Below are 22,394 nucleotides of genomic sequence, written 5' to 3' on the forward strand. Positions count from 1 at the left end.
AGACGGGGCGCAAGCCATAGAGAAGGGATCGGCCTTCGATATTTACCCGTTTTGTGATGTGGCGTAATTCATCAGCATTGTGATTGGTGCAGATGCTCTAAGCCTAGGGCAAGATTGCGCCAAGCGCCTGCGCGATCCTCGGGATCGGCCAAATACCAATCAGTCGCTTCGACATCTGAAATCAGGTAATTTTCGCGAAACACATATTTCCGTATCGCATCTTGCGGGATGCGATCCATCCGCCCCCCCAGTTTGCGGCCTTCTTGCAAAATGACAAACTGAACCATCAGGCTAGCCACCAAAGCCGCCAAGAAGCTGACACCACCGACAATGAATAGCGGGTTTGCGCCGATTGCGGCCATACCCTTACCCCCCAGAGATGTGCATCGTCCAATTAATATTGGCGCGCTCACTGTGCAGAATGAACGCGCGCTGCGTGAAGGGCATAAACACCCCTTGGGGATAACACTGGGGATTAAATCTTAATATTCTGTTAATGATCGTAAATTTTGAGGGTTTCTCACGGAGAAAAAGGTTTGTTTTGTCCTAGGGGCGTATTTCGTTCTTCTTCGGACAAACAAATCCGCGACTTTGGCCAAACAACCTCAACCACCGCGCCGCGCTTGGCGCCTTTTTCCGCAGCCGTTAGGAATGGGTCGCTGGAATTGCGAAAGCTAACCCGCGCGCCCGAACGCTCTAATAGGGTTTTGGCGATAAATAGGCCAAGTCCCATGCCTTCATACCCGACACGTTGCGGGCTGTTCGATTGTCTGGTGCGGCGGCGTAAAAATGGATCGCCCAGCCTGCTTAACACCTCAGGGGGAAAGCCCGTGCCATCGTCAATGACGCAAAGACGGATTTCGGCCAAATCCCAAGTTGCCTCAATCCAGACTGTCGCATTGGCAAAGTCTACGGCGTTTTGGACAAGATTGCGCAGGCCGTGGATGATTTCAGGCTTGCGATAGATCACAGGCGGGGCACTGTCCTCATCGGCGACATCGGGTAGGGCGGGCGCGAGATCATAGAGCAGGTCAATACCCCGATCAGCATGGGGTTCCGCAGCTTCGCGGAGCACCTCGCCAAAGGGGGCGGAACGCATTTGCAAATCATCCTTGCCCGCACGCCCCATGGAATGAAGGATATCACGGCACCGATCCGCTTGGTCACGGATCAATTTTGCATCCTCAAACAAATCTGGTCGGCTTGATAGCGCCTCGGCCAGTTCATCGGCCAGTTCGCTCGAGACAAGTTTTATCGTGGCTAAGGGTGTGCCCAGTTCATGGGCCGCTGCAGCGACCACGCCCCCAAGATCGGTGAGCTTTTGTTCCCGCGCGAGGGCCATTTGCGTGGCCAAGAGAGCTTGATTCATCGAATGCGTTTCTTTGGTCACGCGCCGCGCATAGGAGGATAGAAAGACGATTCCGATGACAATCGCAGTCCAAAACCCAAGCAAGAAAAGCGGGGGGATTTGTAGAACTGATCCGTCCAAACTGCGCAGTGGCACATGGTAAAAGGCCAAAACTGTAATCAGACCAATGGCAATCCCGCCAAGCATGACAGTTGAACCTAGCGTCAGCGCTGTGGCCGAAATGGTTACAGGTGCCAAGATCAACAAGGCGAAAGGATTGTTTAACCCCCCTGTTAGAAACAGCAAAAACCCCAGCTGTGTGAGGTCAAAAAGAAGAGTCAGCATCGCATCGCGATCAGACAATCTCTGGCTGCGTGGGAAAATAGCCATCGCGACAAGATTGGAGATGACACTCGCGCCAATGGCCAAAAAGCACAGGCCCAATTCCACCCGAAGGCCGATGAAATAGGCGGCAATGGCGACAGTGATCGTCTGGCCAATGATCGCCAACCAGCGCAACAGCAAGAGCGTCTCTAATCGCACCCAATCGCTGCGCGCATCATCGGCAAATAATCTTTGGGCGGGGTCTTTGGTCATTGGGGCTTTCTGTCACAGTCAGGTGGGGATGAATTTCTGCGGGTCTCGCCATAGATTGCCCCACATGGGACTAACGCGGTGAAAGGCTGCTTCATGACACGGTATTTTGCAATTGGTGCCTTTGCAATTCTCGTTCTGGTTTTGGGCGGGACAACGGTATTGATCTTGCAAGGGCGCTCGCCTTTGACATTGTTTCAACAACCAAGCGCGCTTGGCGGCGCGGGGCTTGTTCAAAACGAGGATGCCTATGCGCAATGCCGCTCAACCGTTATCGCGGGCGGGTCTGATACCATTGGCGGCCCGTTTGAATTAATCACCGAGGACGGCGCGTTGGTCACAAGTGAGGCGCTGATCACTGAGCCAACCTTGCTTTATTTTGGCTACACGTTTTGTCCTGATGTTTGCCCGCTGGACACGGTGCGAAATGCAGACGTGGTGGATATTCTCGCCGCACGCGGTGAAGCCGTCTTGCCTGTTTTCATTTCAATTGATCCTAAGCGCGACACGCCCGAAAGGCTGCGTGAATTTACCGAAAACATTCATCCCGATATGATCGGCCTGACGGGGAGTGACGCGCAAGTCGCCGCTGCAAGCCGTGCGTATCGCACCTATTACAACAGCCATGATGATGGGAGCGATCCATATTATTTGGTGGATCATTCGACTTTTACCTATTTGGTGTTGCCTGATACAGGGTTTGTCGAATTCTTCCGCCGCGATACCGCCCCTGCAGAGATGGCAGATGCGGTGCAGTGTTTCCTCGATGCAAGCAGCTAAACCTTTGCTTGCAAATCACTTTGCGTGGGTTATGGACATCGTGCATTTGACCCGCGCAGATTTTCTCCCTAATTAAGCTATACAGACCAATTTTGGCCGCCAGAGCTTTGGGCAGACTGGCTCCATGGGAGGAACGCCAATGTCGCAAGAGCGCAGTTTACGGGATATCGGGCCTGATAAGTCACTTCTCTTAGTGGATGATGACGAGCCGTTTCTGCGCCGATTGCAGCGCGCCATGGAAAAGCGTGGGTTTGAGGTCGAAGCCGCCGAAACTGTGACAGCAGGGAAAGCAATCGCGATGGCCCGCCCGCCTGCTTATGCGGTTGTCGATTTGCGGCTTGAAGATGGCAATGGCTTGGATGTTGTGGAAACACTCCGCGCGAAACGGCCCGATGCGCGGATTGTCGTTTTGACGGGTTATGGTGCGATTGCAACTGCGGTCGCTGCGGTAAAGATTGGCGCGACTGATTATCTGTCGAAACCAGCGGATGCAAATGACATCACCGCCGCGCTTTTGGCCAGTGATGATGATCTCCCCCCACCGCCCGAAAACCCGATGAGTGCTGACCGCGTGCGTTGGGAACATATTCAACGCGTGTATGAGCTCTGTGATCGCAATGTGTCCGAGACGGCACGGCGCTTGAATATGCATCGCCGCACGTTGCAACGGATTTTGGCGAAGCGCAGCCCGAAGTAAGCCTTAAATCCGCGCGATGAGCGCGTTGTGCCGTGCGGTGAAATCTGCGCGCACCTCTGCGGGCGGGCGCAGCGCAAGGGTGATTTGCGACAGAAGCTTGGCTTCGGGCCTGCCAAAAAATTGATCTGCTTCGGTTTCTGAAAAGCCCGCGATTTGCACGGCCTCGATCCACGCGCTGATGCGATCCGCTTGTTTGATCCGTGTTTTGACCGTTTTGGGCAATTCTGCAGGCAGGCCAAACCGCAGATGAATTGCAGCGGTTAAGCGTGCATCCAATTCCGCATATCCAGGCCCCACGGCAGATTTAACGGGGCTGATCATATCGCCAATCACATATTCGGGCGCATCGTGCAAAAGCGCAGCCAGATTCCATTTCAAGGGGCCGTTGGGATGTTGCAGGTCGTAAATCTGTTCAACCAACAGCGAATGCTCAGCCACGGAATAAGGATAATCGCCGCGCGTTTGACCGTTCCAACGCGCTACGAACGCGAGGCCATGGGCGATGTCCTCGATCTCGATATCAACGGGTGTGGGGTCAAGCAGGTCTAGCCTTCGACCCGATAACATTCGTTGCCAAGCACGGATGGGCGTTGAGCGCGGCATAGGTTCTTTTGTCCTTCACGTTTTGCGAAACCATATAGCCCTTCGCTTCAGATGCAACGCATCCCGCGCGAATGGACGCAGCGCCATTGCTGTGGGGCCGCAAGGCTGCTATGGCCACGCCAAATTAGAGACATGATTATCCGCCCTCAAGGAGGCTGCACTCGTGAAAGATTACATCGTCAAAGATATCGCCCTTGCCGATTATGGCCGCAAAGAATTGGACATTGCTGAAACGGAAATGCCAGGCCTGATGGCATTGCGTGCGGAATATGGCGCCGAAAAGCCCCTCAAAGGCGCGCGCATTGTCGGCTCTTTGCATATGACCATTCAGACTGCCGTTCTCATTGAAACATTGGCGGCTTTGGGTGCCGATGTGCGTTGGGCAAGCTGCAATATCTTCTCGACCCAAGATCACGCGGCTGCCGCGATTGCCAAGGCCAGCATCCCCGTTTTCGCCATCAAAGGCCAAACCTTGGAAGAGCATTGGGATTATCTTGATAAATCCTTCCTCTTTGAGGATGGCCCCAACATGATCTTGGATGATGGCGGTGATGCCACGCTTTATGTTCTTTTAGGCGCGCGCGCCGAAGCGGGCGAGGACATCATCCCCGTCCCGCAATCTGAAGAAGAAGAAGTGATCAAAGCGCAGATCAAAAAGCGCATGGCGCAAAGCCCGGGCTGGTTCACCAAAGTGCGCGACCAGATCAAGGGCGTTTCTGAGGAAACCACCACAGGCGTGAACCGCCTTTATCAATTGGTGCGTGAGGGTCAGTTGCCCTTCCCTGCTATCAACGTCAATGACAGCGTCACCAAGTCGAAATTCGACAATAAATACGGTTGTAAAGAATCGCTCGTTGACGGTATCCGCCGCGCGACTGATACAATGATGGCAGGTAAGGTTGCTGTCGTCTGTGGTTATGGCGATGTGGGCAAAGGTTCCGCCGCGAGTTTGCGCGGCGCGGGCGCGCGCGTTAAAGTCACCGAGGTTGACCCGATTTGCGCGCTTCAGGCCGCGATGGACGGGTTCGAAGTGGTGCTGTTGGAAGATGTGGTCGCAAGCGCGGATATCTTCATCACCACCACGGGCAACAAGGACGTCATCCGCATCGAACATATGCGCGAAATGAAGGATATGGCCATCGTGGGCAATATCGGCCATTTCGACAATGAGATCCAAGTTGCGGCTTTGAAAAACCACAAATGGACGAATATCAAAGAGCAGGTGGATATGATCGAAATGCCCTCGGGCAGCCGCATCATTCTTTTGTCTGAAGGCCGCTTGTTGAACCTTGGCAATGCCACAGGCCATCCTTCTTTCGTGATGTCCGCTTCCTTCACCAATCAGGTGCTTGCGCAGATTGAATTGTGGAAGAATGGCGGAAATTATAAGAACGAGGTTTACATTCTGCCCAAGCATTTGGACGAGAAAGTGGCCCGTCTGCATTTGGATCGGATTGGCGTGAAGCTGACCAAGCTGGATAAATCCCAAGCGGATTATATCGGTGTTCAGCCTGAAGGCCCATTCAAGCCAGAGCATTACCGCTACTGACGTGCGACCCTGCGCGATATGGCTGAAAAGATTGAAAGATCGGGCAAAAGCGCCCGATCTTTTATTTTTAGGTTTATTTTTTATCTTTGACTTGCCAGTCTGCCCTTAGCCCGATGGGATTACCCTTCGGGCCAATGTGTCTTTAGGGGGAGTTTGTGATGGGCAAACGTGATGATTTAATCGCCACATATGCGGGCGATTTGAAAAACAAATGCGGCATGGATGCGGATATGGATCTTCTGAACAAGGTGACGATTGGTCTAGGGCCGTCCATTTATAATGCAGATGCCTCAGCAGTGGCAGGCAGCCAACCGTCCGAATTGGAAACCGTGAAGAATAATTTTCTGATAAAGAAACTGGGTCTGGCCGATGGCCCTCAGTTGATGGATGCGATCAATAGCCTCATCGAAACCTATGGTCGCTCAGAGCGGAACAAATACCGCGCGGTGATCTATTACATGCTGGTCAAGCATTTCGGTAAAGAAAGCGTCTATCGCTGAACCTGACCGCTTTATCAGTCAAACAGGCCCCCAACTGCCACGGCGGTGTTGGGGGCCTTCTTATGTGATCGATAAAATTCGACGTGCTTTTTTTTGATTGCTCGCAGGGGGTTATGTTATCCATACCCAGTATGGCGGGCCCTCATTCGAACACGTGCGGAGCGAGAAGAGCGCGTGGGTGGCGGAGGGTTCCGATCTGATCGAGGCCCTCCTTCTTTATTCCAGCCCACCCATTTTACAGATGATATCCCAGGCCTCTGGTGTCACGGGTTGCACCGAGAGGCGCGATTGGCGCAGCAAGGCCATTTTGGCAAGACGAGGCTCGGCCTTAACCATTTCCAAACTCACAGGGCGGGGCATGGGGCGGAGGGCTTTTATGTCCACGCAGTCCCAACGCGGGTCGTCCGTGTTGCTGTCGGGGTGGCTTGTGGCGATGACTTCGACAAGGCCCACCACGGCCTTTTCGGTCTGGGAATGATAGAAAAACCCCTGATCCCCGATTTCCATTTGCCGCATGAAGTTACGCGCCTGATAATTGCGCACGCCGTTCCATTCCTCTCCCTGATCCCCGCGGGCAGATTGCTGCGCCCAACTCCACGTGTCGGGTTCGGATTTGAACAGCCAATGCGCCATCAGCCGATGACCTTTTTCCATGCTTCGATGCGGGTTTTCGCAAAAAGCCCTGCTTTTGCGTAAGGATCATTTGTGGCCCAAGCTTCGGCGTCTGCGCGGGTTTCGACCTCGATGATGATGAGCGATCCGATCATCTTGCCTGCCTCATCCAAAAGTGGGCCTGCCATTTCAACCACGCCTGTCTCGGCGATATAGGCCAAATGGGCCTCGCGGTTATCAAGGCGGGTTTGTAGGGCTTCGGCCTTGTCTGTGCACATCAACGCGTAACGCATTTTCTTTACTCCATGGTCAAAGGGCGCGCCAAAAGCGCCTCTGTTATTTCGTCAAACTCTACTTCACCTGCGCTCAGCTTGGCCACGGCATCGACAAGGGGTGTGTCAATTTCAGCCCGCGCGGCCAAGCCCCGCGCGGTCGCAACCCCCTCAACTGTGCTGTCCTCCGACCAAGCTGTGCCTTGGGTCAGGGAGAGGCCAAAGCGCATATTGCGCGATTTTTCCGAAGTGCAGGTCAGGATCAAGTCGCCAAGTCCCGACAGTCCTGAAAGCGTTTCATCTATCGCGCCAAACCCGCGTGCGATCCTGCGCATTTCGGCAAAGCCGCGGGCCATAAGGGCGGCGCGCGCGCTCTCGCCCAAGCCCCTCCCCATGACTGCACCTGCCCCAATGGCGATTATATTTTTTAGGGCGCCCCCCATCTCTGCCCCGATAACATCGGTGCTTCCGTAAAGGCGTAGATTGGACGTGGATAACGCCTTTTGCAGCGTAGTCACGGCGGTCGCATCCTGACACGCCAAGGTCAGGGCCGTTGGCAGGCCGCGCGCGATATCGACCGCGAAACTGGGACCCGTGAGCTGTGCCACGACTTTGTCTGGAAATCGCGCGCTCAGCAGTGATGCAGGGCCAAGACCCGTGGTCAAATCAATCCCCTTCGCGCAGGAGACAAGATGACCCGCGTGCGGCCTATAGCCATCTAAAAATGACCCAAGCTTTTGCGTAGGAATGGCCAGTAGCAAAATATCGCTTCTCAGCGCGTCTAAATCATCCGTGACTTCTATTTGGTCAGGCAAGCGGATATCGGGCAGACGTTTCGTATTTTCGCGGGATTGGCGCATGTTTTCGGCACCCTCTCGGGCCCAAAGGCGCACAGGCCGACCCGCACGGGCCAATGCCATGGCAAGGCTTGTGCCAAAGGCGCCTGCGCCTGCGATATCAATCATGCCTTCGCCCCCTTTTTTCCTGAGCCAAGCATGGCATGGGCGCTTTGATCCAAGGGCCAGCGTGGGCGGGCGGATAACGTCATATCATCCCGCGCCCCTTCGAGATAGCGTTCTAGCCCCGCCATGGCGATCATAGCAGCATTGTCTGTGCATAGGGCCAATGGTGGCGCGACAAATGGCGTATTGGCCTCATCCGATACAGCCTCAAGCGCCTTGCGCAGGGTTTGATTTGCGGCCACCCCACCCGCCACAGCGAAGCCCGTGATCCCATCTGCCAAGGCCAAGGCGCGGCGTGATTTCTCGGCCAAAACATCACGCATTGCAGCTTGGAAACTGGCACAAATATCCGCGCGGTCTTGTTCAAAAAGCCCATCTTGGGCGGCAACCAATTGATCACGTTGGCGTAGCACAGCCGTTTTTAGGCCTGAGAATGACATATCGCAGCCCTCGCGATCTAAGAGCGGACGGGGAAGTGAAAATCGGCGGGGGTTCCCAGATTGTGCCGCCTTTTCCACTGATGGCCCGCCAGGTTGGGGCAATCCCATGATCCGTGCAACCTTATCGAAGGCTTCGCCTGGGGCATCGTCAATTGTGCCCCCGAGGCGCGTGAAATCGTCAGGGCCTTTGACATGTAAAAACTGGCAATGCCCCCCTGAAACCAAGAGCATCAGATAGGGGTAACGCATCCCATCTGTCAGGCGTGGGGTCAGGGCGTGGCCTGCCAAATGATTAACCCCAATCAAGGGTTTGCTGAGACCATAAGCCAATCCTTTGGCGGCCATGACGCCTGACAAAACGCCCCCAATGAGACCGGGGCCCGCAGTGACCGCGATGGCGTCTATATCGGCTAAGGGGATATCTGCCTGCGCCAAGGCCTCTTCGACCATGTGATCCAATTTTTCAGCATGGGCGCGGGCGGCCAGTTCGGGAACCACGCCACCAAATTCGGCGTGTAGAGACGTTTGACCTGCCACAACAGAAGACAGAAGAATAAGATCCCCCGAACCCTCGCGGCTCAGCACCGCAGCGGCCGTATCATCGCAGCTCGATTCCAGCCCCAAGATGGTTAGTGTTTGCCCTGCGGTCATGCCCCGTGAATCCTTCGCCCATTACAGACCAAAGATATCTGCGATGGAAGCCAATTGTAAGCGCCTCGCAAGGCAGGTATCATTGCAGGCTATGGCTGACAATGCTTGCCCTTTGATCCTTCTGACCCGTTCTGCTGCGCAATCGCAGCGGTTTGCTGATGAGATGACGGCGGCTTTGGGGCAGCGGCCCGCGCTTTCGATCCATCCCCTGATGACGATGTCTGTGATCCCAGTGGATGTGGATATCTCGCGCTATGATGCGGTCGTGTTCACCTCGGAAAACGGGGTTTCTGCCTTTTCTGAATTGTCAAAGGAACCTGACGCGGCTTTGGGGGTCACAGCCTATTGTGTTGGGCAAAAAACCGCGCAAGCGGCGCAGGCTTTGGGTTTAGTGGCACGATCTGCGGAGGGTGATGTCACCGATCTTTCAGCGTTGATTTTGGCCGATCTGCCGCGCTCGGCGCGGGTGATCCATCTGCATGGGCGCCACCAAGCGGGCGATCTGTGCGCGGTTTTGCAAGCTGCAGGCCAGACTGCTGATCACTTGGCGATATACGCGCAGGATGCACTGGCCCCTGATGTTGAATTTACCTCACTTTTTCAGAGCGATAGATCGATTGTTGTCCCGCTGTTTTCACCCCGCTCTGCAGCCTTGTTTTTTGCTGCTTTGCCAGAAAACACGGGCGCGGATTTGCAGCTTGTTGCGATCAGTGCGGCAACCGCTGATGCCATCCCTGCCGCGTTTCAGGCGCGGGTATCTGTGGCGCAATCTCCTAATGCAGGCGCGATGATTGATGCGCTAGCGAGATATCTTCGCTAAAGGCGCGATCGGGTGGCCTGCAAGGCTTGAGCGGATGGGATGGCTGCTCTAAGCTTCTGAAAAACGCTGTCAATGTAACTGGACAGCATGATTCTGGCGGGTAAGAGGTCTGTATGGCGGAAAAAAAATCAACATCTTCGCAGGCTTCGACAGGGTCGCGTTCAAAACGAACACCATCACAGGCGCGCAAATCGACCTCAGCGAAGGCGACACCCAAAGCGGCTGTAAAGACCACGGCAAAAACCACTGCAAAACCTGCGCCGAAAGCGGCAACTAAGCCCGCAACGGATGCTGTGCCAAGCCAATCCGAAACAGCGCCTGCTGCCACGACTTTACCAAAGCCACGCAATTCGGTTTGGCCGATGGTTTTAGGGGGTGGTCTTGCTGCAGGGCTTGGCTTCGCTGCGGCCAGTCTTTTGCCAAGCGCGGAGCCCTCCAATGATATTGCTGCGCGTCTCTCTGCCATTGAGGCAACACAGGATGAACTGCGCGCAGGCCTCGCGGACCAAGGGGCCGCCACAGTCGATCTTGCGCCGCTTGAAGCGGGTTTGGCCGATCTTCGCGCGGATCTTGATGCAGTCTCGGTGCCGCAGGTTGATTTGACCCCAATCACCACCAAGCTTGATGCGCTTTACGCCGATCTTGCGGCACAAGCCAACGCGCTCTCCGATCTGCAATCGCGCATTGCCACGCTTGAAGCCCGCCCCGAAGGTGTAGACGTTTCACTTTTGGGGGCAAATGGTGTCGCGTTGGATCAGCAGATTGCCACATTGCAGGCGCTAGTAGACAGCCAACGGGGCGCGCTTGAGGCCGTTTCACAAGATGCTGAAACCGGACTCGCCGCGTTGCGTGAGACGATCACCAGTGAAGTGGCACGCCTTCAGGCCAGCAGCGCGATTGTGCGCCTGACATTGGCGATGGAAAGCGGTGCGCCGTTTGCAGCTGCGCTATCTGATGCGGAGGCAGGATCAGGCATCACCGCCCCCGCTCTGTTGCACACTGCGGCCGAGACGGGACTGGTACGCCTGTCGCAGCTTCGCACGGAATTTGCGCCCTTGGCGCGTGATGCGCTGCCAATTGCCTTGCGCGAAACGGCAGGCGATACACTAAGCGCGCGAGTGGGGGCGTTTCTGCAAGGCCAAATTGGTGGTCGGTCGCTCAGCCCGCGTGACGGGGATGACCCAGATGCAATCTTGTCCCGTGCCCAAGGGGCCGTTGATCAAGGCGATTTGTCTTTGGCTTTGGCCGAACTTTCGGCCCTGCCTGCCCCTGCCCAAGCCGTATTTTCGAATTGGGTCGCTCAGGTTGAGGTGCGTCTCTCTGTGACTGAGGCCTTCGAAACCTATCGCGCCGTAATCGGTCAAGCGGGTTAAGGGGGGCGATGTGATGTTGTGGTCCATGCTCAAGGCGCTGATTTTCGTAGCCGCCACCGCCCTTTTGGCGATTGGGGCCACCTATTTGCTCGAGATCGGTGATGTGGCGCTAATCACGGTGGCAGGGCGCGAATTTGTTCTGACACCTTTTGTGTCGGTGTTGTTGGCGCTGGCCGCTTTGGTTCTGGTGTGGGTTTTGATGCGCCTCACAGGGCTGGTCGTGGCGGGTATCCGTTTCCTCAATGGCGATGAAACTGCACTGACCCGTTACTTCAATCGCCGCAGTGAAAAACGCGGGTTTGAGGCATTGTCAGACTCGATCCTCGCCCTTGCCGCGGGTGAAGGGCATTTGGCCATCCGTAAAGCAGAGCGGGCAGCCAAGCTGCTGGCGCGGCCAGAGGTGACGAATTTATTGATTGCCCAAGGGGCGGAAATGGCGGGCGACGAGGCCCGCGCGACCGAAGCATTCAAAGCCTTGGTTCAAGATGAGCGCACCCGTTTTGTCGGTGTTCGGGGCTTGTTGCAGCAGAAATTGGCCGCAGGTGACACCGACACGGCGTTGAAACTCGCTGAAAAGGCCCTCGCCCTGCGGCCCAAAAATGCGGATATGCAGGACACCTTGCTGCGTCTTCAGGCGCAATATGAAGATTGGGCAGGGGCACGGGCCACATTGAATGCAAAACTGCGGTCAGGCACTTTGCCGCGCGATGTGCATAAGCGCCGTGATGCTGTCTTGGCCCTTGCCGATGCGCGTGAGGCTTTGGCAGATGGCCAAATTACCCGTGCGACAGAGCTGGCAAAATCCGCCAATCGCCAATCTCCCAGCCTTGTGCCCGCCGCAGTGATGGCGGCGCGCATGTCGATTGCCGAGGGTAAGGCAAAGCAGGCTGCATCGGTGATCCAAAAAGCATGGGGTCTTGCGCCGCATCCTGATCTAGCCGCGGCTTTTGCCGAAATCGTTCCCGAAGAAACGCCAGAGGCGCGGATCAAACGCTTCCGTCCTTTGTTAAAGCAGCATCAAGGCCACCGCGAGGCACGCCTTTTGGAGGCGGAATTGCAAATCGCCGCGAAGGAATTTGGCGAGGCCCGCAAGGCCCTTGGCAGTTTGGCACAGGATGAGCCAGATGCGCGCAGCCTGACTGTTATGGCCGCAATTGAGCGCGGCGAAGGCGGTGAAGATCGTCTGGTACGGGCTTGGCTTGCAAAAGCAGTTACAGCATCGCGTGGGCCGCAATGGCTGTGCGAGGCCTGTGGTCATGTTCACGCCGAATGGCGCCCAACCTGCACCCATTGTGATGGGTTCGATACATTGCATTGGGCGGTGCCGCCGCAAAGTGAGGCCGCGTTGCAAGGGCCTGAACAAATGCTGCCTTTGATCGTGGGTGCCTTAGATGCCCCAAGCCCCGCTGCAGTGGAAACGCCTGAAACAGTCGCAGCCCCGCAGCAGTCAGCCCCATCAGAGCCTGTGGTCGAGCCCGTATCGGGCGAGGATACGTTAACTTTGGGCCCTGAATTCCGAATTGATGATGAGGAGGACGCCAGTAAGGGCGCAGACGCGGTGCAGGCCGCCCGTGGCGTAAATTAAACACGGATTACATTAGGTCTACACAAGCGCGCACAACCTTGCTAAGAGCGCGCCCGTGGCCGCTGTAGCTCAGCTGGTAGAGCACGTCATTCGTAATGATGGGGTCGGGGGTTCGAGTCCCTTCAGCGGCACCACTACTACATTTAGTAGTCAATCTGAAAGTGATATGGCCCACATATTCGCCGCCCCCAATCCAAAGCCCCAGTTGGACGGGTTGGAAGGCGGCGTTAGATATTGCCTTCATCGCTTGACGCGGGTCTTGATTGAGTGGCGGCGGTTACAGTGTGGGGCGTTTGTCCTTCCACGGATTGACGCTGTGATAGGCATTGGCGAGCGCCAGAAGCTGCGCGTCTGATCCTTTTGGCCCGATGATTTGAATGCCCGCGGGAAGGCCTGTTTCACCAAAACCAGCTGGCAGGGTTAGGGCGGGTAAGCCGCCAAGGCTTGCGGGTGTGACGACCGCCATCCAGTGGTGATAGGTATCCATTGCGCGGCCATTGATCGCCTCGGGATAGCGTAGCTCTGCCGCAAAGGGCCATGTCTGCGTTGCGGGGAGGGCTAGGAAATCAAAGCTTTCAAAGCTGCGCGCAGCGGCGCGTAGCCAGTCAGATCGATCCGCACTTGCGGCGAGAATATCGGCAGGGGTTAGAGATTGACCGCCCTCAATCTCCCAAATCGCTTCGGGTTTTAGCAGGTCGCGTTGGAGAGGATTGGACGCATAGCCCCCCAATTTTCCCAAGATTGCAAAATGCCGAAGCCTGCACCATGAGGCCCAAATCTTCTCGAATGGGAAAGGTGGTTTGTCTGGCGCAACTGTGGTACCTGCTTCGGACAGAATTGCCAAAGAGGCCTCGAGATGGGTGATTAGGCTAGGCTCCAAAGCTAAGGCCCCACCCCAATCGCCAAGCCATGCAATTTTGGCCCCAGAGAAATGCGGCAGGTTTTGAAAGTCACATTTGGGCCAGTGATACGGCACGCGCGGATCAGGCCCTGCAAGGACATTCAACAAAAGTGCCAAATCTTGTGGGTTGCGTGCCATTGGCCCATCGGTAGACAAGGGATGCATGACCATTTCGCCTTGGGGTTCGGCGGGCACCAGACCATGCGTGGGCCTTAGGCTATATAGATTATTCCATGCGGCCGGATTGCGCAGGCTGCCCATCATGTCTGATCCATCGGCAAGACTGACCAAACCCGCCGCCAAAGCCGCACCTGCGCCGCCCGATGACCCGCCTGCCGATTTTTCTAAATCATACGGGTTTTTGGTTGTGCCGTAGAGGGGATTAAAGCTGTGCGATCCTAAACCGAACTCAGGCACATTCGTCTTGCCGATTAAAATCGCACCAGCGGCCCTGAGGCGCGCTGCAAGAAGGTCGTCTTTGCTCGGTACGAAATCTTTGAAAATCGGTGATCCCCAGCTGCTTGTGATCCCTTTGGTGGCAACCAAATCTTTCACAGCAAAAGGCAGGCCATGCAGTGGCCCTTTTAGAGGGGCCGCGTCCATGGCGCGGGCCTCGTCCATCAAGGCAGCTTCATCACGGAGCGCCACGATGGCATTGATCTTGGGATTGGTCGCCGCGATGCGCGCCAAGCTTTCTTCCATCAGCGCGCTTGGAGAAAGACTGCCTTTGGCGATTTCATCCATCAATTCATGGGCGGGGCGATAAGCTGTCGTCATGATCCATCTCGCAAAATGTGGTTGCCCCATAAAGACCGAAGCCTGCGCTGTTGTGAAGATATAGCAAATCTCAGAGATTTTTGGCTTTTTACACAAGTTGACACGCACCTGTCACAAAGACGCGCCATCTGGGACGAAGTTTGATGGCGGATCAGTGGGGCGACTATGGGCGGCACCTCAACAGCGCCAATGCCAAAACGTGTTTTGATCATTTCGGACGCATGGGGCGGCCAGATCAATGGTGTGGTGCGCACTTACCAAAATATCATCGCTGCGCTTGAAGAGCGCAATGTGGATGTTCGGGTCATTGGCCCAGAAGATTTTCGGCGGATCGCGCTGCCGTTTTACAAAGAGATTGAACTGGCAATCTTACCCGCGCGCCCTTTGCGTCGATTGATTGAAGACTATGCGCCAGATGCAATCCATATCGCGGTTGAAGGCCCACTGGGTTGGGCGGCTTGGCGCTATTGCACGGCGCGCGGCGTTCCATTCACCACGGCCTTCCACACCGATTTTGCCCGATATATTGCGCTGCGCGTTCCCAAATTTTTGAGCAGTTTCGCTGAGCGGAGTGTCACGGCCGTTTTGCGTAAATTTCACAATGCCTCGACCTGCGTATTTGTTGCGACTGCGCGGATTGAGCAGCAGTTGCGAGATAGCGGGTTTACCGCGCCGATGGTGCGGTTGTTGCGTGGTGTAGATTATGATCTGTTCTATCCCGTCCCCGATCCAAAGCGCGCCGAGCCTCCAAGGCTTCTCTATGTGGGGCGCGTATCTAAAGAGAAGAATATCGAAGCTTTCCTTGCGCTTCCCATTGCAGCGGAAAAAATCGTTGTGGGGGATGGCCCGCTTTTGTCACATCTCCGCAAAGCCTATGGCAGCGTGCGGTTTACAGGCAGCTTAACAGGGCGCGCTTTGGCCGATGCCTATCGGGATGCGGATGTTTTCGTATTTCCTTCGCGCACTGACACGTTTGGAATTGTTTTGATTGAGGCGTTGGCCTCAGGCTTGCCAATTGCGGCCTTTGACGAACCAGGCCCATCCGACATTATGGGTCACGATCCGGCCCTTGGGGCGATCAGTGACACTGATCTTGCGGATGCTGTGCGCCGCGCTCTTGCTGCCAAAGGTAGCCCGCAAGAACGGCATGACAAAACCAAGGCGCGCTATTCATGGCCAGAAGTGGCCGATGTGTTCCACAAGAACCTTGTCTGCGAGAGCCATGGCTGATCCGCGCCGTCAGCCAATCAAGATCAGAAGTTTGTTTCTCTCTGATCTGCATATGGGCCACAAAGCGGCTGATCTTGCGGCCGTTCGGCGGCTCTTGGCGCGCTATGAATTCCGCAACCTGTTTTTGGTTGGCGATGTGATTGATGGCTGGAAATTAGAAAAGCGTTGGTTCTGGAATGACGATTGTCAGAACGTGTTGAGCGAGATATTACGCCTGCGCCGCGATGAACGTGTGCGGGTGACGGTCATCACGGGCAATCATGACGAAAAGTTGCGCGAGATTTTACCCACGGTTCTCCGACCATTGATTTTGCGAAAATTCGGGCTTCGGATTGAGGAGCGGGTGATCCATTTGGCGGCTGATGGGCGGCGGTATTTGGTCATGCATGGCGATCAATTTGACAATCGTCTGGTCAAAGGGTCGTCTAAATCCTTGGATAATCTTTGGTCGTGGTTGACTGAGAAAGGCTATGTTCAGCCTATCAACCCGCGCCGCGTCTCAGAGGTGGCCAGCCGAAAAAAACGATGGTCTTTGCGCAAATCCATTGAAGGGGGGATGCCGCTTTTGGGTCAGTCCTTCAAACGGCTCGCGCTTGAGCGCGCTGCGCGTGACGGGTTGGACGGCATCATTTGCGGCCACAGTCATATGCCTGAATTGAGCCAAGCCGGCGGGGGTGTGTTCGCCAATTGTGGCTCATGGGTGCGCCGTGACGGGCCGCATCACGCGATTGCCGAATATGAAAATGGCCAGCTTGAGTTGATTGAAACAGCGCCAACAGGGGACACGCAGTCAGATTTGCCCCGCCGCAATGATATGCTTGGCGCGACTGTGGAAACCTATATACGAAAGCTATGGCATGACCGCCGCGTGGGCTAATTACGCGCCATTTAGGGTCACGATGCGCCGCGTGGCGGCCTCATATCCGTCAAGCCCAAGCCCTGCGATCACACCTTCGGCACGCCCAGAGACATAGGAATGATGGCGAAACGCTTCGCGTTTATGAACATTCGATATATGCACCTCAATCACTGGCCCCTCATAGGCACAAAGCGCATCATAAATTGCGATTGAGGTATGGGTATAAGCGCCTGGATTGATGACAATACCACAGGCGGCTTCGCGCGCCTCATGGATCCAGTCAATGAGTTGGCCTTCGTGATTTGATTGGCGCAAAGAGAGATCAAACCCTTCGGGAAGCAGCGCCTTACACCGCCGTTCAACATCTTCAAGGGTTTCATGCCCGTAAATATGCGGCTCTCGCTTGCCCAAGAGATTAAGGTTTGGGCCATTGAGAATGTAAATCATCCGCGCCATCGTTATGCCATCCTATATGAGCAGATTGTTCTTTCGTGCAGTTAACCACGGCTTTGGGGGAAGTGCAAAAGCCGTTTACCCGATCCTAAAGTTTCTCGCATTACGCTATGGGCTCGTGAGGCTTTGTCTTTGGGAATGTGGATGCCGCCTATGGCTGATGATCTGAAAAATCGCCCCATTATCATTAAACGGAAAAAGGTTGTTGGCGGGGATGGTCATCACGGCGGCGCGTGGAAAGTGGCCTATGCGGATTTTGTGACCGCGATGATGGCGTTCTTTATGGTGATGTGGCTTTTGAACGCCACAACCGAGCAGCAGCGCAAGGGTATCGCAGATTATTTTAGCCCCAATGTTCCAATTGCCCGAATTTCTGGTGGTGGCGAGGGCGCATTTGGCGGTGAAAGCCCCTTTTCCGAGCTCTCCGTGGCGCAAAATGATCGTGCCGCGCGGATGGAATTGGTGGTGATGAATTCCGGGGGCCAAGTTGTGCAAACCCAAGCAATTGACCCTGCAGGGGGACGGCTCAGATGGACGGGTGAAATAGAGGCAGGCGCCGCTTTGCCGAATGGCACCTATCGATTTGAGACGCGCGCCTATATCGAGGGGGAGGAGGTTCCAAAAACCGAACCTGTCAGCGTATTTGCCCGCATTCATGAAGCGCGGATGGAGGGGGATCAACTGCGCCTGGTTATGGCAGGTGGGGTTGAAATCGCCGCCGATCAGGTTGAGGCGCTGCGCATGCCATAAAGACGCCTATAGAAATTCAGCGATCGCCAAAATTCCCCCCGCCAAACCAAAGCCGAGCGCGCCATAGGCCACACGCTCCTTCCACCTTGAGACAGGCTTTGTGGGTTTGGTGTTGACCTGCGCAAGCAGCGCCGCCTCAGCTAAATCTGGCAAGCGTGGCCCGAACCGCGCGAGCACCTTTGCCGTTTTCAGAAGGTCGGCGATTACGGCTTTAGGCCCAATGTTGCGGGCGATGTAATCTTCGACCACGGGCTTTGCCACATCCCAAATATTGATATGTGGATCAAGGGAGCGCGCAACCCCCTCAACAACAACCATTGTGCGTTGCAGCAAGATCAGTTCAGTGCGCGTTTCCATGCCAAATTTTTCAGTCACATCAAAGAGATATGACAGAAGTCGTGCCATGGAAATGCGGCTTGCATCCATGCCGAAAATTGGCTCGCCAACCGATCTGAGGGCTTGCGCGAATTGATCAACATCGCGATCGGCGGGCACATATCCCGCTTCAAAATGCACCTCTGCCACGCGGCGGTAATCTTTGCGAATAAAGCCCATCAAAATTTCGGCGTAGACGCGGCGCGTGTATTCATCGAGCCGCCCCATGATTCCGAAATCCAAGGCCACAATGTCACCCACAGGTGAAACTTTGAGATTTCCTTGGTGCATATCGGCATGGAAATAGCCATCCCGCAGAGCGTGGCGTAGGAACATCTGCAGCACGCGCGCAGCTAAGGCGCGGCGGTCAAAGCCTGCCGCGTCAATCGCTGCGACATCGCCAAGCGGCACACCTTTGGCCCAACTCATCGTCATCACCTGCCGCGATGACAGGCCCCATTGAATTTGAGGCACATCAAAGCCTTCGTCATTTGCCGTGTTGGCCGCAAATTCCCCTGCTGCGGCAGCTTCGATCCTCAGATCAAGTTCCTGCAGAACCACACCTTCGAAATGCTCGACCACTTCACGTGGACGCAACCGCCGCGTGGCAGGTGCAAGGGTTTCGACCAGCCACGCGATCAGGTAAAAGGCATCGATATCTTTGCGAAAGGCGCGCACGATTTGGGGGCGTAACACCTTAACTGCAACCTCTTGTCCTGTCTCAGCCAAGGTCGCTTGATGCACTTGCGCGATAGAGGCGGCTGCGACTGGCTCGGAAAAGGCGCTGAATAATTGGTCGACAGGAATTTCCAATTCATCGGAAATGACCTTTTTGGCGCGCTCTGTCGAGAAGGGTGGCAGCTTATCTTGCAGCACGCGCAATTGTTGCGCCAATTCTGAACCCACCACATCAGGGCGGGTCGATAGAATTTGCCCAAATTTGATATAGGCAGGGCCAAGGGCCGTCAGCGCGCGTGTTACAGGTGGTAGGGCGGGGTCACCGCGATGCCCCAGCCATGCAAACGGCAGGCCCAAAACCCGTGCTGCAATGCGCAAGGATCGCGGCGCCTTCAGCGCCTCAAGCGCCACACGCATCGCACCGGTGCGCTCGAATGTGGCGCCTGTGCGGATAACACGCCAAATATTATGTGGCCCGCGCATCGGTTAAATTTTCCAACCAGAATGCAGCGCGGCGATGCCAAAGCTGAGATTACGATAGGATACTTGCTCAAACCCAGCGGTGCGGATCATCCCTGCAAAGGTCTCTTGATCGGGAAATTTACGGATCGACTCGACCAAATATTGATAGCTGTCGCGATCATTGGCAATCATCTGACCCATCCGTGGGATGACATTGAACGAATAGAGATCATAAAGCTTTTGCAGGCTCGTATTCGGCAATTGGCTGAATTCCAAAACCATCAGGCGTCCACCAGGTTTGAGGACACGAAACGCCTCGTTCAGCGCATCCTGCACTCGGGTCACGTTACGGATGCCAAAGCTGATGGTGTAGACGTCAAAACGATTGTTTTCAAAGGGCAGCGCCATGGCATCGCCCACAATCCAATTCAGACTGTCAGCCATATGCGCGGCTTCAGCGCGCTTTTGCCCCTCGATCAGCATGGATTGCGTCATATCAAGCACTGTTGCCTTCGCAGAAGGCGCGCGTTTGAGAAAGCGGAAAGCGATATCGCCCGTCCCGCCCGCAACATCGAGCAAGTCCTGACCCGCGCGCGGGGCAAGCCAATCCATCATCGCATCTTTCCAAACGCGGTGAATGCCTGCGGACATGACATCATTCATCACATCATAGCGGCTTGCCACATTGGAAAACACGCCGTGTACCATGCCTGCCTTTTCATCCTCGCCCACGGTTTGGAAACCGAAATGGGTGGTGCGGCTGTCTTGGCTTTCATCTTTCGATGTCATCGGGCCTTGCCCTCCTTCTCAACTCCCCTCTCTTATAGGCAGCAAGGGCCGCCTGACAATGCGACGCTTGGAACAAGGAGTGAAGAATTTGCCAGAACTTCCCGAAGTGGAAACAGTGCGCCGTGGTCTTATCCCCGTCATGGAGGGGCAGGTGATCACAGAATTGCGCCTCAATCGTGAGGGTTTGCGTTGGCCATTCCCTGCCAATATGGCGCGGGATGTTTCTGGAGCGCGTATCCTGCGTTTGCGGCGGCGGTCGAAATATATCTTGATGGATTTAGATCGCGGCACGACTGTCTTGATCCATTTGGGCATGTCGGGGCGAATGTTGATTTCGCTGCCTGAAGGCGCGCGCGAGACACTTGCGCAGTTCGTGCATGGCCATCCTGCCCCTCAAAAACATGATCATGTTGTTTTCGAAATGGCACAAGGCGCGCGTGTCACCTTTAACGATCCACGCCGATTTGGTGCGATGGATCTGTTTGCGACTGCGGGTGAGGCGGATCACTGGCTGATCCGCGAGATCGGCCCAGAACCATTGGGTAACCAGTTTGATGAGCGTTATTTGGTCGATGCACTGTCTGGGCGCAAAACACCAATCAAGGCGGCTTTGCTCGACCAGCGGATCGTGGCGGGGTTGGGGAATATCTATGTTTGCGAATCCCTGTTTCGCGCGGGGATATCCCCGACCCGTCAAGCAGGCCGAATTGCACCTGCGCGTGTTGCGTCCCTTGTCCCAATCATTCGCGAGGTTTTATCCGAGGCACTTGAAGCGGGCGGGTCATCCTTGCGTGATTATCGCCAAGCAGATGGGGAATTAGGATATTTCCAGCATGGATTCCAAGTCTATGACCGCGAAGGCCAGCCTTGCCTCAAGTCGGGATGCGCGGGCGTGATCCGCCGTATTGTGCAATCGGGGCGGTCAAGTTTCTACTGCCCTGCCTGCCAAAGGTAGTTTCAACTTTTGGCTTATCCTGTTAACCCTGCCGCAAATGCAAACCTGCGAGGATTGACTGGCGATGGCCTATGAAACCCTGATTGTGGACATTGAAAACCATGTCTGCCTAATCAAGCTGAACAGACCTGATGCGTTGAACGCGCTGAACATTCAGTTGCTCGGCGAATTGTCCAAGGTCATCAAATCCGCCAATTCTAATGATAAGGTTCGCGTAATCGTTATTACTGGCTCGGATAAGGCCTTTGCCGCAGGGGCAGATGTCAAAGAAATGTCCGAGAAAAGCTTTGTCGATGTATTCGCAGGCGATTTATTCACAACTGAGACGGAAGAATTACTGCGCTGTCGCAAGCCCATTATTGCCGCCGTTGCGGGCTATGCCTTGGGCGGTGGATGCGAATTGGCGATGATGTGCGACTTCATCATTGCCGCGGATACTGCAAAATTCGGACAGCCTGAGATCAATTTGGGCATTGTCGCGGGGATCGGCGGCACGCAGCGCCTCACCCGTTTTGTGGGTAAGTCGAAAGCGATGGATATGCATCTGACAGGCCGCTTCATGACCGCTGAAGAAGCAGAGCGGGCAGGTCTTGTCAGCCGTGTTGTCCCTGCCAAAAAATTGATGGAAGAGGTCATGGGTGCGGCGGCCAAGATTGCTGAGAAATCCATGGTCACTGTGATGGCTGTCAAAGAATCGGTCAATCGCAGCTATGAAACCACGCTTCGTGAAGGCGTTTTGTTTGAACGCCGCCTGTTTCATGCGCTATTTGCCACTGAAGACCAAAAGGAAGGCATGGCAGCCTTTCTTGAAAAGCGCGAAGCCCAGTTTCGCGATAAGTGATTCAGGGCTTCACATTCTGTCAGAATTCCCGTAATGCGCGTCTCAGACATGCGTGTGAGGCCCGCCTTGGCCAGAGGACCCGGTTATAAACCCGTGGTTGGTGCTGGACAGGCGCGCGTTGCATTTTAATTGATACGAGCCTGAGAGAAGGGATCAACCGATGGCAAATACGCCTCAGTCCAAAAAACGCGCCCGCCAGAATGAGCGCCGCTATGAAGTAAATAAAGCGCGCCGTTCGCGTATTCGCACTTACCTGCGCAAAGTTGAAGAAGCGATTGCAACAGGCGATGCATCTGTTGCTGCAGCCGCGTTGCGCGATGCACAGCCTGAGCTGATGCGCGGTGTGACAAAAGGTGTCCTGCATAAAAACACGGTTGCGCGGAAAATGTCGCGTCTGTCGGCCCGTGTTAAGGCGCTTTCGGCCAAGTAATATTGGGCTTTGACCTAATTATTATGACAAATTCGCCCGCCTGTGCGGGCGTTTTTTTTGGGAAAATCTTTGTCGATCAAGGCCGTTCTGCGGATGCATCAGATTCGG

Annotated in this window: 24 protein-coding genes and 1 tRNA gene; 14 read left to right on the top strand and 11 right to left on the bottom strand. The window is 55.3% G+C overall.

All coding sequences use genetic code 11. From position 1 onward, the window contains the following. Positions 1–71: 71 nt before the first annotated feature. Both AAC622_RS11800 and regB read right to left on the bottom strand, forming a co-directional pair. Positions 72–362 carry a hypothetical protein gene (locus AAC622_RS11800; protein ID WP_340262805.1) on the bottom strand — a complete coding sequence of 97 codons (291 nt, stop codon included), beginning with the start codon at positions 360–362 and terminating at the stop codon, positions 72–74. 158 nt (positions 363–520) lie between these two features. Continuing rightward, entirely contained in the window at positions 521–1,945 is a 1,425-nt protein-coding gene (gene regB, locus AAC622_RS11805) for a sensor histidine kinase RegB (protein ID WP_340262807.1), read from the bottom strand. A gap of 93 nt (positions 1,946–2,038) precedes the next feature. On the opposite strand from regB, the gene AAC622_RS11810 reads away from it, so the two are divergent. Together AAC622_RS11810 and AAC622_RS11815 are read left to right on the top strand one after the other, a co-directional pair. Then, complete coding sequence (locus AAC622_RS11810; RefSeq protein WP_340262809.1) at positions 2,039–2,722, top strand: SCO family protein; 684 nt, start codon at positions 2,039–2,041, stop codon at positions 2,720–2,722. Positions 2,723–2,861: 139 nt separating this feature from the next. Beyond that, entirely contained in the window at positions 2,862–3,419 is a 558-nt protein-coding gene (locus AAC622_RS11815; protein ID WP_340243822.1) for an ActR/PrrA/RegA family redox response regulator transcription factor, read from the top strand. Between the two features lie 3 nt (positions 3,420–3,422). On the opposite strand, the gene AAC622_RS11820 is transcribed toward AAC622_RS11815, so the two are convergent. Next, positions 3,423–4,022: an HD family hydrolase gene (locus AAC622_RS11820; RefSeq protein WP_317657180.1), complete on the bottom strand. Its 600-nt coding sequence runs from the start codon at positions 4,020–4,022 to the stop codon at positions 3,423–3,425. A 163-nt stretch (positions 4,023–4,185) separates the two neighbouring features. On the opposite strand from AAC622_RS11820, the gene ahcY reads away from it, so the two are divergent. Together ahcY and AAC622_RS11830 are read left to right on the top strand one after the other, a co-directional pair. Next, on the top strand, positions 4,186–5,571 hold the full coding sequence (gene ahcY, locus AAC622_RS11825; protein ID WP_340262812.1) for an adenosylhomocysteinase: 1,386 nt from the start codon (positions 4,186–4,188) through the stop codon (positions 5,569–5,571). A 158-nt stretch (positions 5,572–5,729) separates the two neighbouring features. Continuing rightward, positions 5,730–6,071 (top strand): DUF2853 family protein, encoded by a 342-nt coding sequence (locus AAC622_RS11830; protein ID WP_340262815.1) that lies wholly within the window; start codon positions 5,730–5,732, stop codon positions 6,069–6,071. A gap of 216 nt (positions 6,072–6,287) precedes the next feature. Here the strand turns inward: AAC622_RS11830 and AAC622_RS11835 are convergent, their stop codons facing one another. Genes AAC622_RS11835 through tsaD form a run of 4 tightly spaced genes read right to left on the bottom strand, consistent with a single transcriptional unit; the run spans position 6,288 to position 9,008 of the window. Beyond that, positions 6,288–6,704: an EVE domain-containing protein gene (locus tag AAC622_RS11835; RefSeq protein WP_340262818.1), complete on the bottom strand. Its 417-nt coding sequence runs from the start codon at positions 6,702–6,704 to the stop codon at positions 6,288–6,290. Then, positions 6,704–6,976 (bottom strand): YciI family protein, encoded by a 273-nt coding sequence (locus AAC622_RS11840; protein WP_340262819.1) that lies wholly within the window; start codon positions 6,974–6,976, stop codon positions 6,704–6,706. Before AAC622_RS11840 ends, AAC622_RS11835 begins: the two co-directional genes overlap by 1 nt. 5 nt (positions 6,977–6,981) lie before the next feature. Then, positions 6,982–7,920, bottom strand: a complete 939-nt coding sequence (locus AAC622_RS11845; protein ID WP_340262822.1) for an NAD(P)H-dependent glycerol-3-phosphate dehydrogenase — start codon at positions 7,918–7,920, stop codon at positions 6,982–6,984. Further along, a complete protein-coding gene (gene tsaD, locus AAC622_RS11850) occupies positions 7,917–9,008 on the bottom strand; it encodes a tRNA (adenosine(37)-N6)-threonylcarbamoyltransferase complex transferase subunit TsaD (RefSeq protein WP_340262824.1) in 1,092 nt (363 codons plus the stop codon). Before tsaD ends, AAC622_RS11845 begins: the two co-directional genes overlap by 4 nt. A gap of 91 nt (positions 9,009–9,099) precedes the next feature. Here tsaD and AAC622_RS11855 point away from each other — a divergent pair, with 91 nt between their 5' ends. The 4 genes from AAC622_RS11855 (at position 9,100) to AAC622_RS11870 (ending at position 12,920) form a co-directional block, all read left to right on the top strand. Next, positions 9,100–9,828, top strand: a complete 729-nt coding sequence (locus AAC622_RS11855) for a uroporphyrinogen-III synthase (RefSeq protein WP_340262826.1) — start codon at positions 9,100–9,102, stop codon at positions 9,826–9,828. A 113-nt stretch (positions 9,829–9,941) separates the two neighbouring features. Next, positions 9,942–11,201 (top strand): COG4223 family protein, encoded by a 1,260-nt coding sequence (locus AAC622_RS11860; protein WP_340262828.1) that lies wholly within the window; start codon positions 9,942–9,944, stop codon positions 11,199–11,201. A 13-nt stretch (positions 11,202–11,214) separates the two neighbouring features. Continuing rightward, positions 11,215–12,786, top strand: coding sequence for a heme biosynthesis protein HemY (locus AAC622_RS11865; protein ID WP_340262830.1), 1,572 nt, complete (start codon positions 11,215–11,217; stop codon positions 12,784–12,786). 58 nt (positions 12,787–12,844) lie between these two features. After that, a tRNA-Thr gene (locus AAC622_RS11870) sits at positions 12,845–12,920 on the top strand. Between the two features lie 143 nt (positions 12,921–13,063). Here the strand turns inward: AAC622_RS11870 and AAC622_RS11875 are convergent. Continuing rightward, the gene (locus tag AAC622_RS11875) at positions 13,064–14,464 is read right to left on the bottom strand and encodes an amidase (RefSeq protein WP_340262832.1); all 1,401 of its coding nucleotides are present in this window, start codon (positions 14,462–14,464) and stop codon (positions 13,064–13,066) included. Positions 14,465–14,629: 165 nt separating this feature from the next. On the opposite strand from AAC622_RS11875, the gene AAC622_RS11880 reads away from it, so the two are divergent. Continuing rightward, a complete protein-coding gene (locus AAC622_RS11880; protein ID WP_340262834.1) occupies positions 14,630–15,694 on the top strand; it encodes a glycosyltransferase family 4 protein in 1,065 nt (354 codons plus the stop codon). Continuing rightward, positions 15,687–16,571, top strand: a complete 885-nt coding sequence (locus tag AAC622_RS11885; protein WP_340262837.1) for a UDP-2,3-diacylglucosamine diphosphatase — start codon at positions 15,687–15,689, stop codon at positions 16,569–16,571. The genes AAC622_RS11880 and AAC622_RS11885 overlap by 8 nt, the downstream gene beginning before the upstream one ends. Here AAC622_RS11885 and aroQ read toward each other — a convergent pair whose 3' ends face one another. Beyond that, positions 16,572–17,009 (bottom strand): type II 3-dehydroquinate dehydratase, encoded by a 438-nt coding sequence (aroQ, locus tag AAC622_RS11890; RefSeq protein ID WP_340243793.1) that lies wholly within the window; start codon positions 17,007–17,009, stop codon positions 16,572–16,574. Between the two features lie 150 nt (positions 17,010–17,159). Between aroQ and AAC622_RS11895 the strand changes: the two genes are divergently transcribed. Then, entirely contained in the window at positions 17,160–17,756 is a 597-nt protein-coding gene (locus AAC622_RS11895) for a flagellar motor protein MotB (RefSeq protein ID WP_340262838.1), read from the top strand. A 6-nt stretch (positions 17,757–17,762) separates the two neighbouring features. Here the strand turns inward: AAC622_RS11895 and ubiB are convergent, their stop codons facing one another. After that, positions 17,763–19,292: a 2-polyprenylphenol 6-hydroxylase gene (gene ubiB / locus AAC622_RS11900; RefSeq protein WP_340262841.1), complete on the bottom strand. Its 1,530-nt coding sequence runs from the start codon at positions 19,290–19,292 to the stop codon at positions 17,763–17,765. 3 nt (positions 19,293–19,295) lie between these two features. Next, the gene (gene ubiE / locus AAC622_RS11905) at positions 19,296–20,060 is read right to left on the bottom strand and encodes a bifunctional demethylmenaquinone methyltransferase/2-methoxy-6-polyprenyl-1,4-benzoquinol methylase UbiE (RefSeq protein WP_340262844.1); all 765 of its coding nucleotides are present in this window, start codon (positions 20,058–20,060) and stop codon (positions 19,296–19,298) included. Between the two features lie 88 nt (positions 20,061–20,148). On the opposite strand from ubiE, the gene mutM reads away from it, so the two are divergent. From mutM to rpsT, 3 genes are all read left to right on the top strand, one after another. Next, positions 20,149–21,015 (top strand): bifunctional DNA-formamidopyrimidine glycosylase/DNA-(apurinic or apyrimidinic site) lyase, encoded by an 867-nt coding sequence (gene mutM / locus AAC622_RS11910; RefSeq protein WP_340262846.1) that lies wholly within the window; start codon positions 20,149–20,151, stop codon positions 21,013–21,015. 64 nt (positions 21,016–21,079) lie between these two features. Further along, complete coding sequence (locus AAC622_RS11915; protein ID WP_317657209.1) at positions 21,080–21,856, top strand: enoyl-CoA hydratase; 777 nt, start codon at positions 21,080–21,082, stop codon at positions 21,854–21,856. A 160-nt stretch (positions 21,857–22,016) separates the two neighbouring features. Then, the gene (gene rpsT, locus AAC622_RS11920) at positions 22,017–22,286 is read left to right on the top strand and encodes a 30S ribosomal protein S20 (RefSeq protein WP_317657210.1); all 270 of its coding nucleotides are present in this window, start codon (positions 22,017–22,019) and stop codon (positions 22,284–22,286) included. The last annotated feature ends 108 nt before the right edge of the window (positions 22,287–22,394 follow it).

Origin of the sequence: Roseobacter sp. HKCCA0882, assembly GCF_037805225.1 — a bacterium.
GTDB lineage: Bacteria > Pseudomonadota > Alphaproteobacteria > Rhodobacterales > Rhodobacteraceae > M30B80.

Coding starts and splice junctions, on each gene's coding strand:
- AAC622_RS11800 (WP_340262805.1), bottom strand. CDS start 362: ATGGCCGCAATCGGCGCAAACCCGCTATTCATTGTCGGTGGTGTCAGC.
- regB (WP_340262807.1), bottom strand. CDS start 1,945: ATGACCAAAGACCCCGCCCAAAGATTATTTGCCGATGATGCGCGCAGC.
- AAC622_RS11810 (WP_340262809.1), top strand. CDS start 2,039: ATGACACGGTATTTTGCAATTGGTGCCTTTGCAATTCTCGTTCTGGTT.
- AAC622_RS11815 (WP_340243822.1), top strand. CDS start 2,862: ATGTCGCAAGAGCGCAGTTTACGGGATATCGGGCCTGATAAGTCACTT.
- AAC622_RS11820 (WP_317657180.1), bottom strand. CDS start 4,022: ATGCCGCGCTCAACGCCCATCCGTGCTTGGCAACGAATGTTATCGGGT.
- AAC622_RS11830 (WP_340262815.1), top strand. CDS start 5,730: ATGGGCAAACGTGATGATTTAATCGCCACATATGCGGGCGATTTGAAA.
- AAC622_RS11835 (WP_340262818.1), bottom strand. CDS start 6,704: ATGGCGCATTGGCTGTTCAAATCCGAACCCGACACGTGGAGTTGGGCG.
- AAC622_RS11840 (WP_340262819.1), bottom strand. CDS start 6,976: ATGCGTTACGCGTTGATGTGCACAGACAAGGCCGAAGCCCTACAAACC.
- AAC622_RS11845 (WP_340262822.1), bottom strand. CDS start 7,920: ATGATTGATATCGCAGGCGCAGGCGCCTTTGGCACAAGCCTTGCCATG.
- tsaD (WP_340262824.1), bottom strand. CDS start 9,008: ATGACCGCAGGGCAAACACTAACCATCTTGGGGCTGGAATCGAGCTGC.
- AAC622_RS11855 (WP_340262826.1), top strand. CDS start 9,100: ATGGCTGACAATGCTTGCCCTTTGATCCTTCTGACCCGTTCTGCTGCG.
- AAC622_RS11860 (WP_340262828.1), top strand. CDS start 9,942: ATGGCGGAAAAAAAATCAACATCTTCGCAGGCTTCGACAGGGTCGCGT.
- AAC622_RS11865 (WP_340262830.1), top strand. CDS start 11,215: ATGTTGTGGTCCATGCTCAAGGCGCTGATTTTCGTAGCCGCCACCGCC.
- AAC622_RS11875 (WP_340262832.1), bottom strand. CDS start 14,464: ATGACGACAGCTTATCGCCCCGCCCATGAATTGATGGATGAAATCGCC.
- AAC622_RS11880 (WP_340262834.1), top strand. CDS start 14,630: ATGGGCGGCACCTCAACAGCGCCAATGCCAAAACGTGTTTTGATCATT.
- AAC622_RS11885 (WP_340262837.1), top strand. CDS start 15,687: ATGGCTGATCCGCGCCGTCAGCCAATCAAGATCAGAAGTTTGTTTCTC.
- aroQ (WP_340243793.1), bottom strand. CDS start 17,009: ATGGCGCGGATGATTTACATTCTCAATGGCCCAAACCTTAATCTCTTG.
- AAC622_RS11895 (WP_340262838.1), top strand. CDS start 17,160: ATGGCTGATGATCTGAAAAATCGCCCCATTATCATTAAACGGAAAAAG.
- ubiB (WP_340262841.1), bottom strand. CDS start 19,292: ATGCGCGGGCCACATAATATTTGGCGTGTTATCCGCACAGGCGCCACA.
- ubiE (WP_340262844.1), bottom strand. CDS start 20,060: ATGACATCGAAAGATGAAAGCCAAGACAGCCGCACCACCCATTTCGGT.
- AAC622_RS11915 (WP_317657209.1), top strand. CDS start 21,080: ATGGCCTATGAAACCCTGATTGTGGACATTGAAAACCATGTCTGCCTA.
- rpsT (WP_317657210.1), top strand. CDS start 22,017: ATGGCAAATACGCCTCAGTCCAAAAAACGCGCCCGCCAGAATGAGCGC.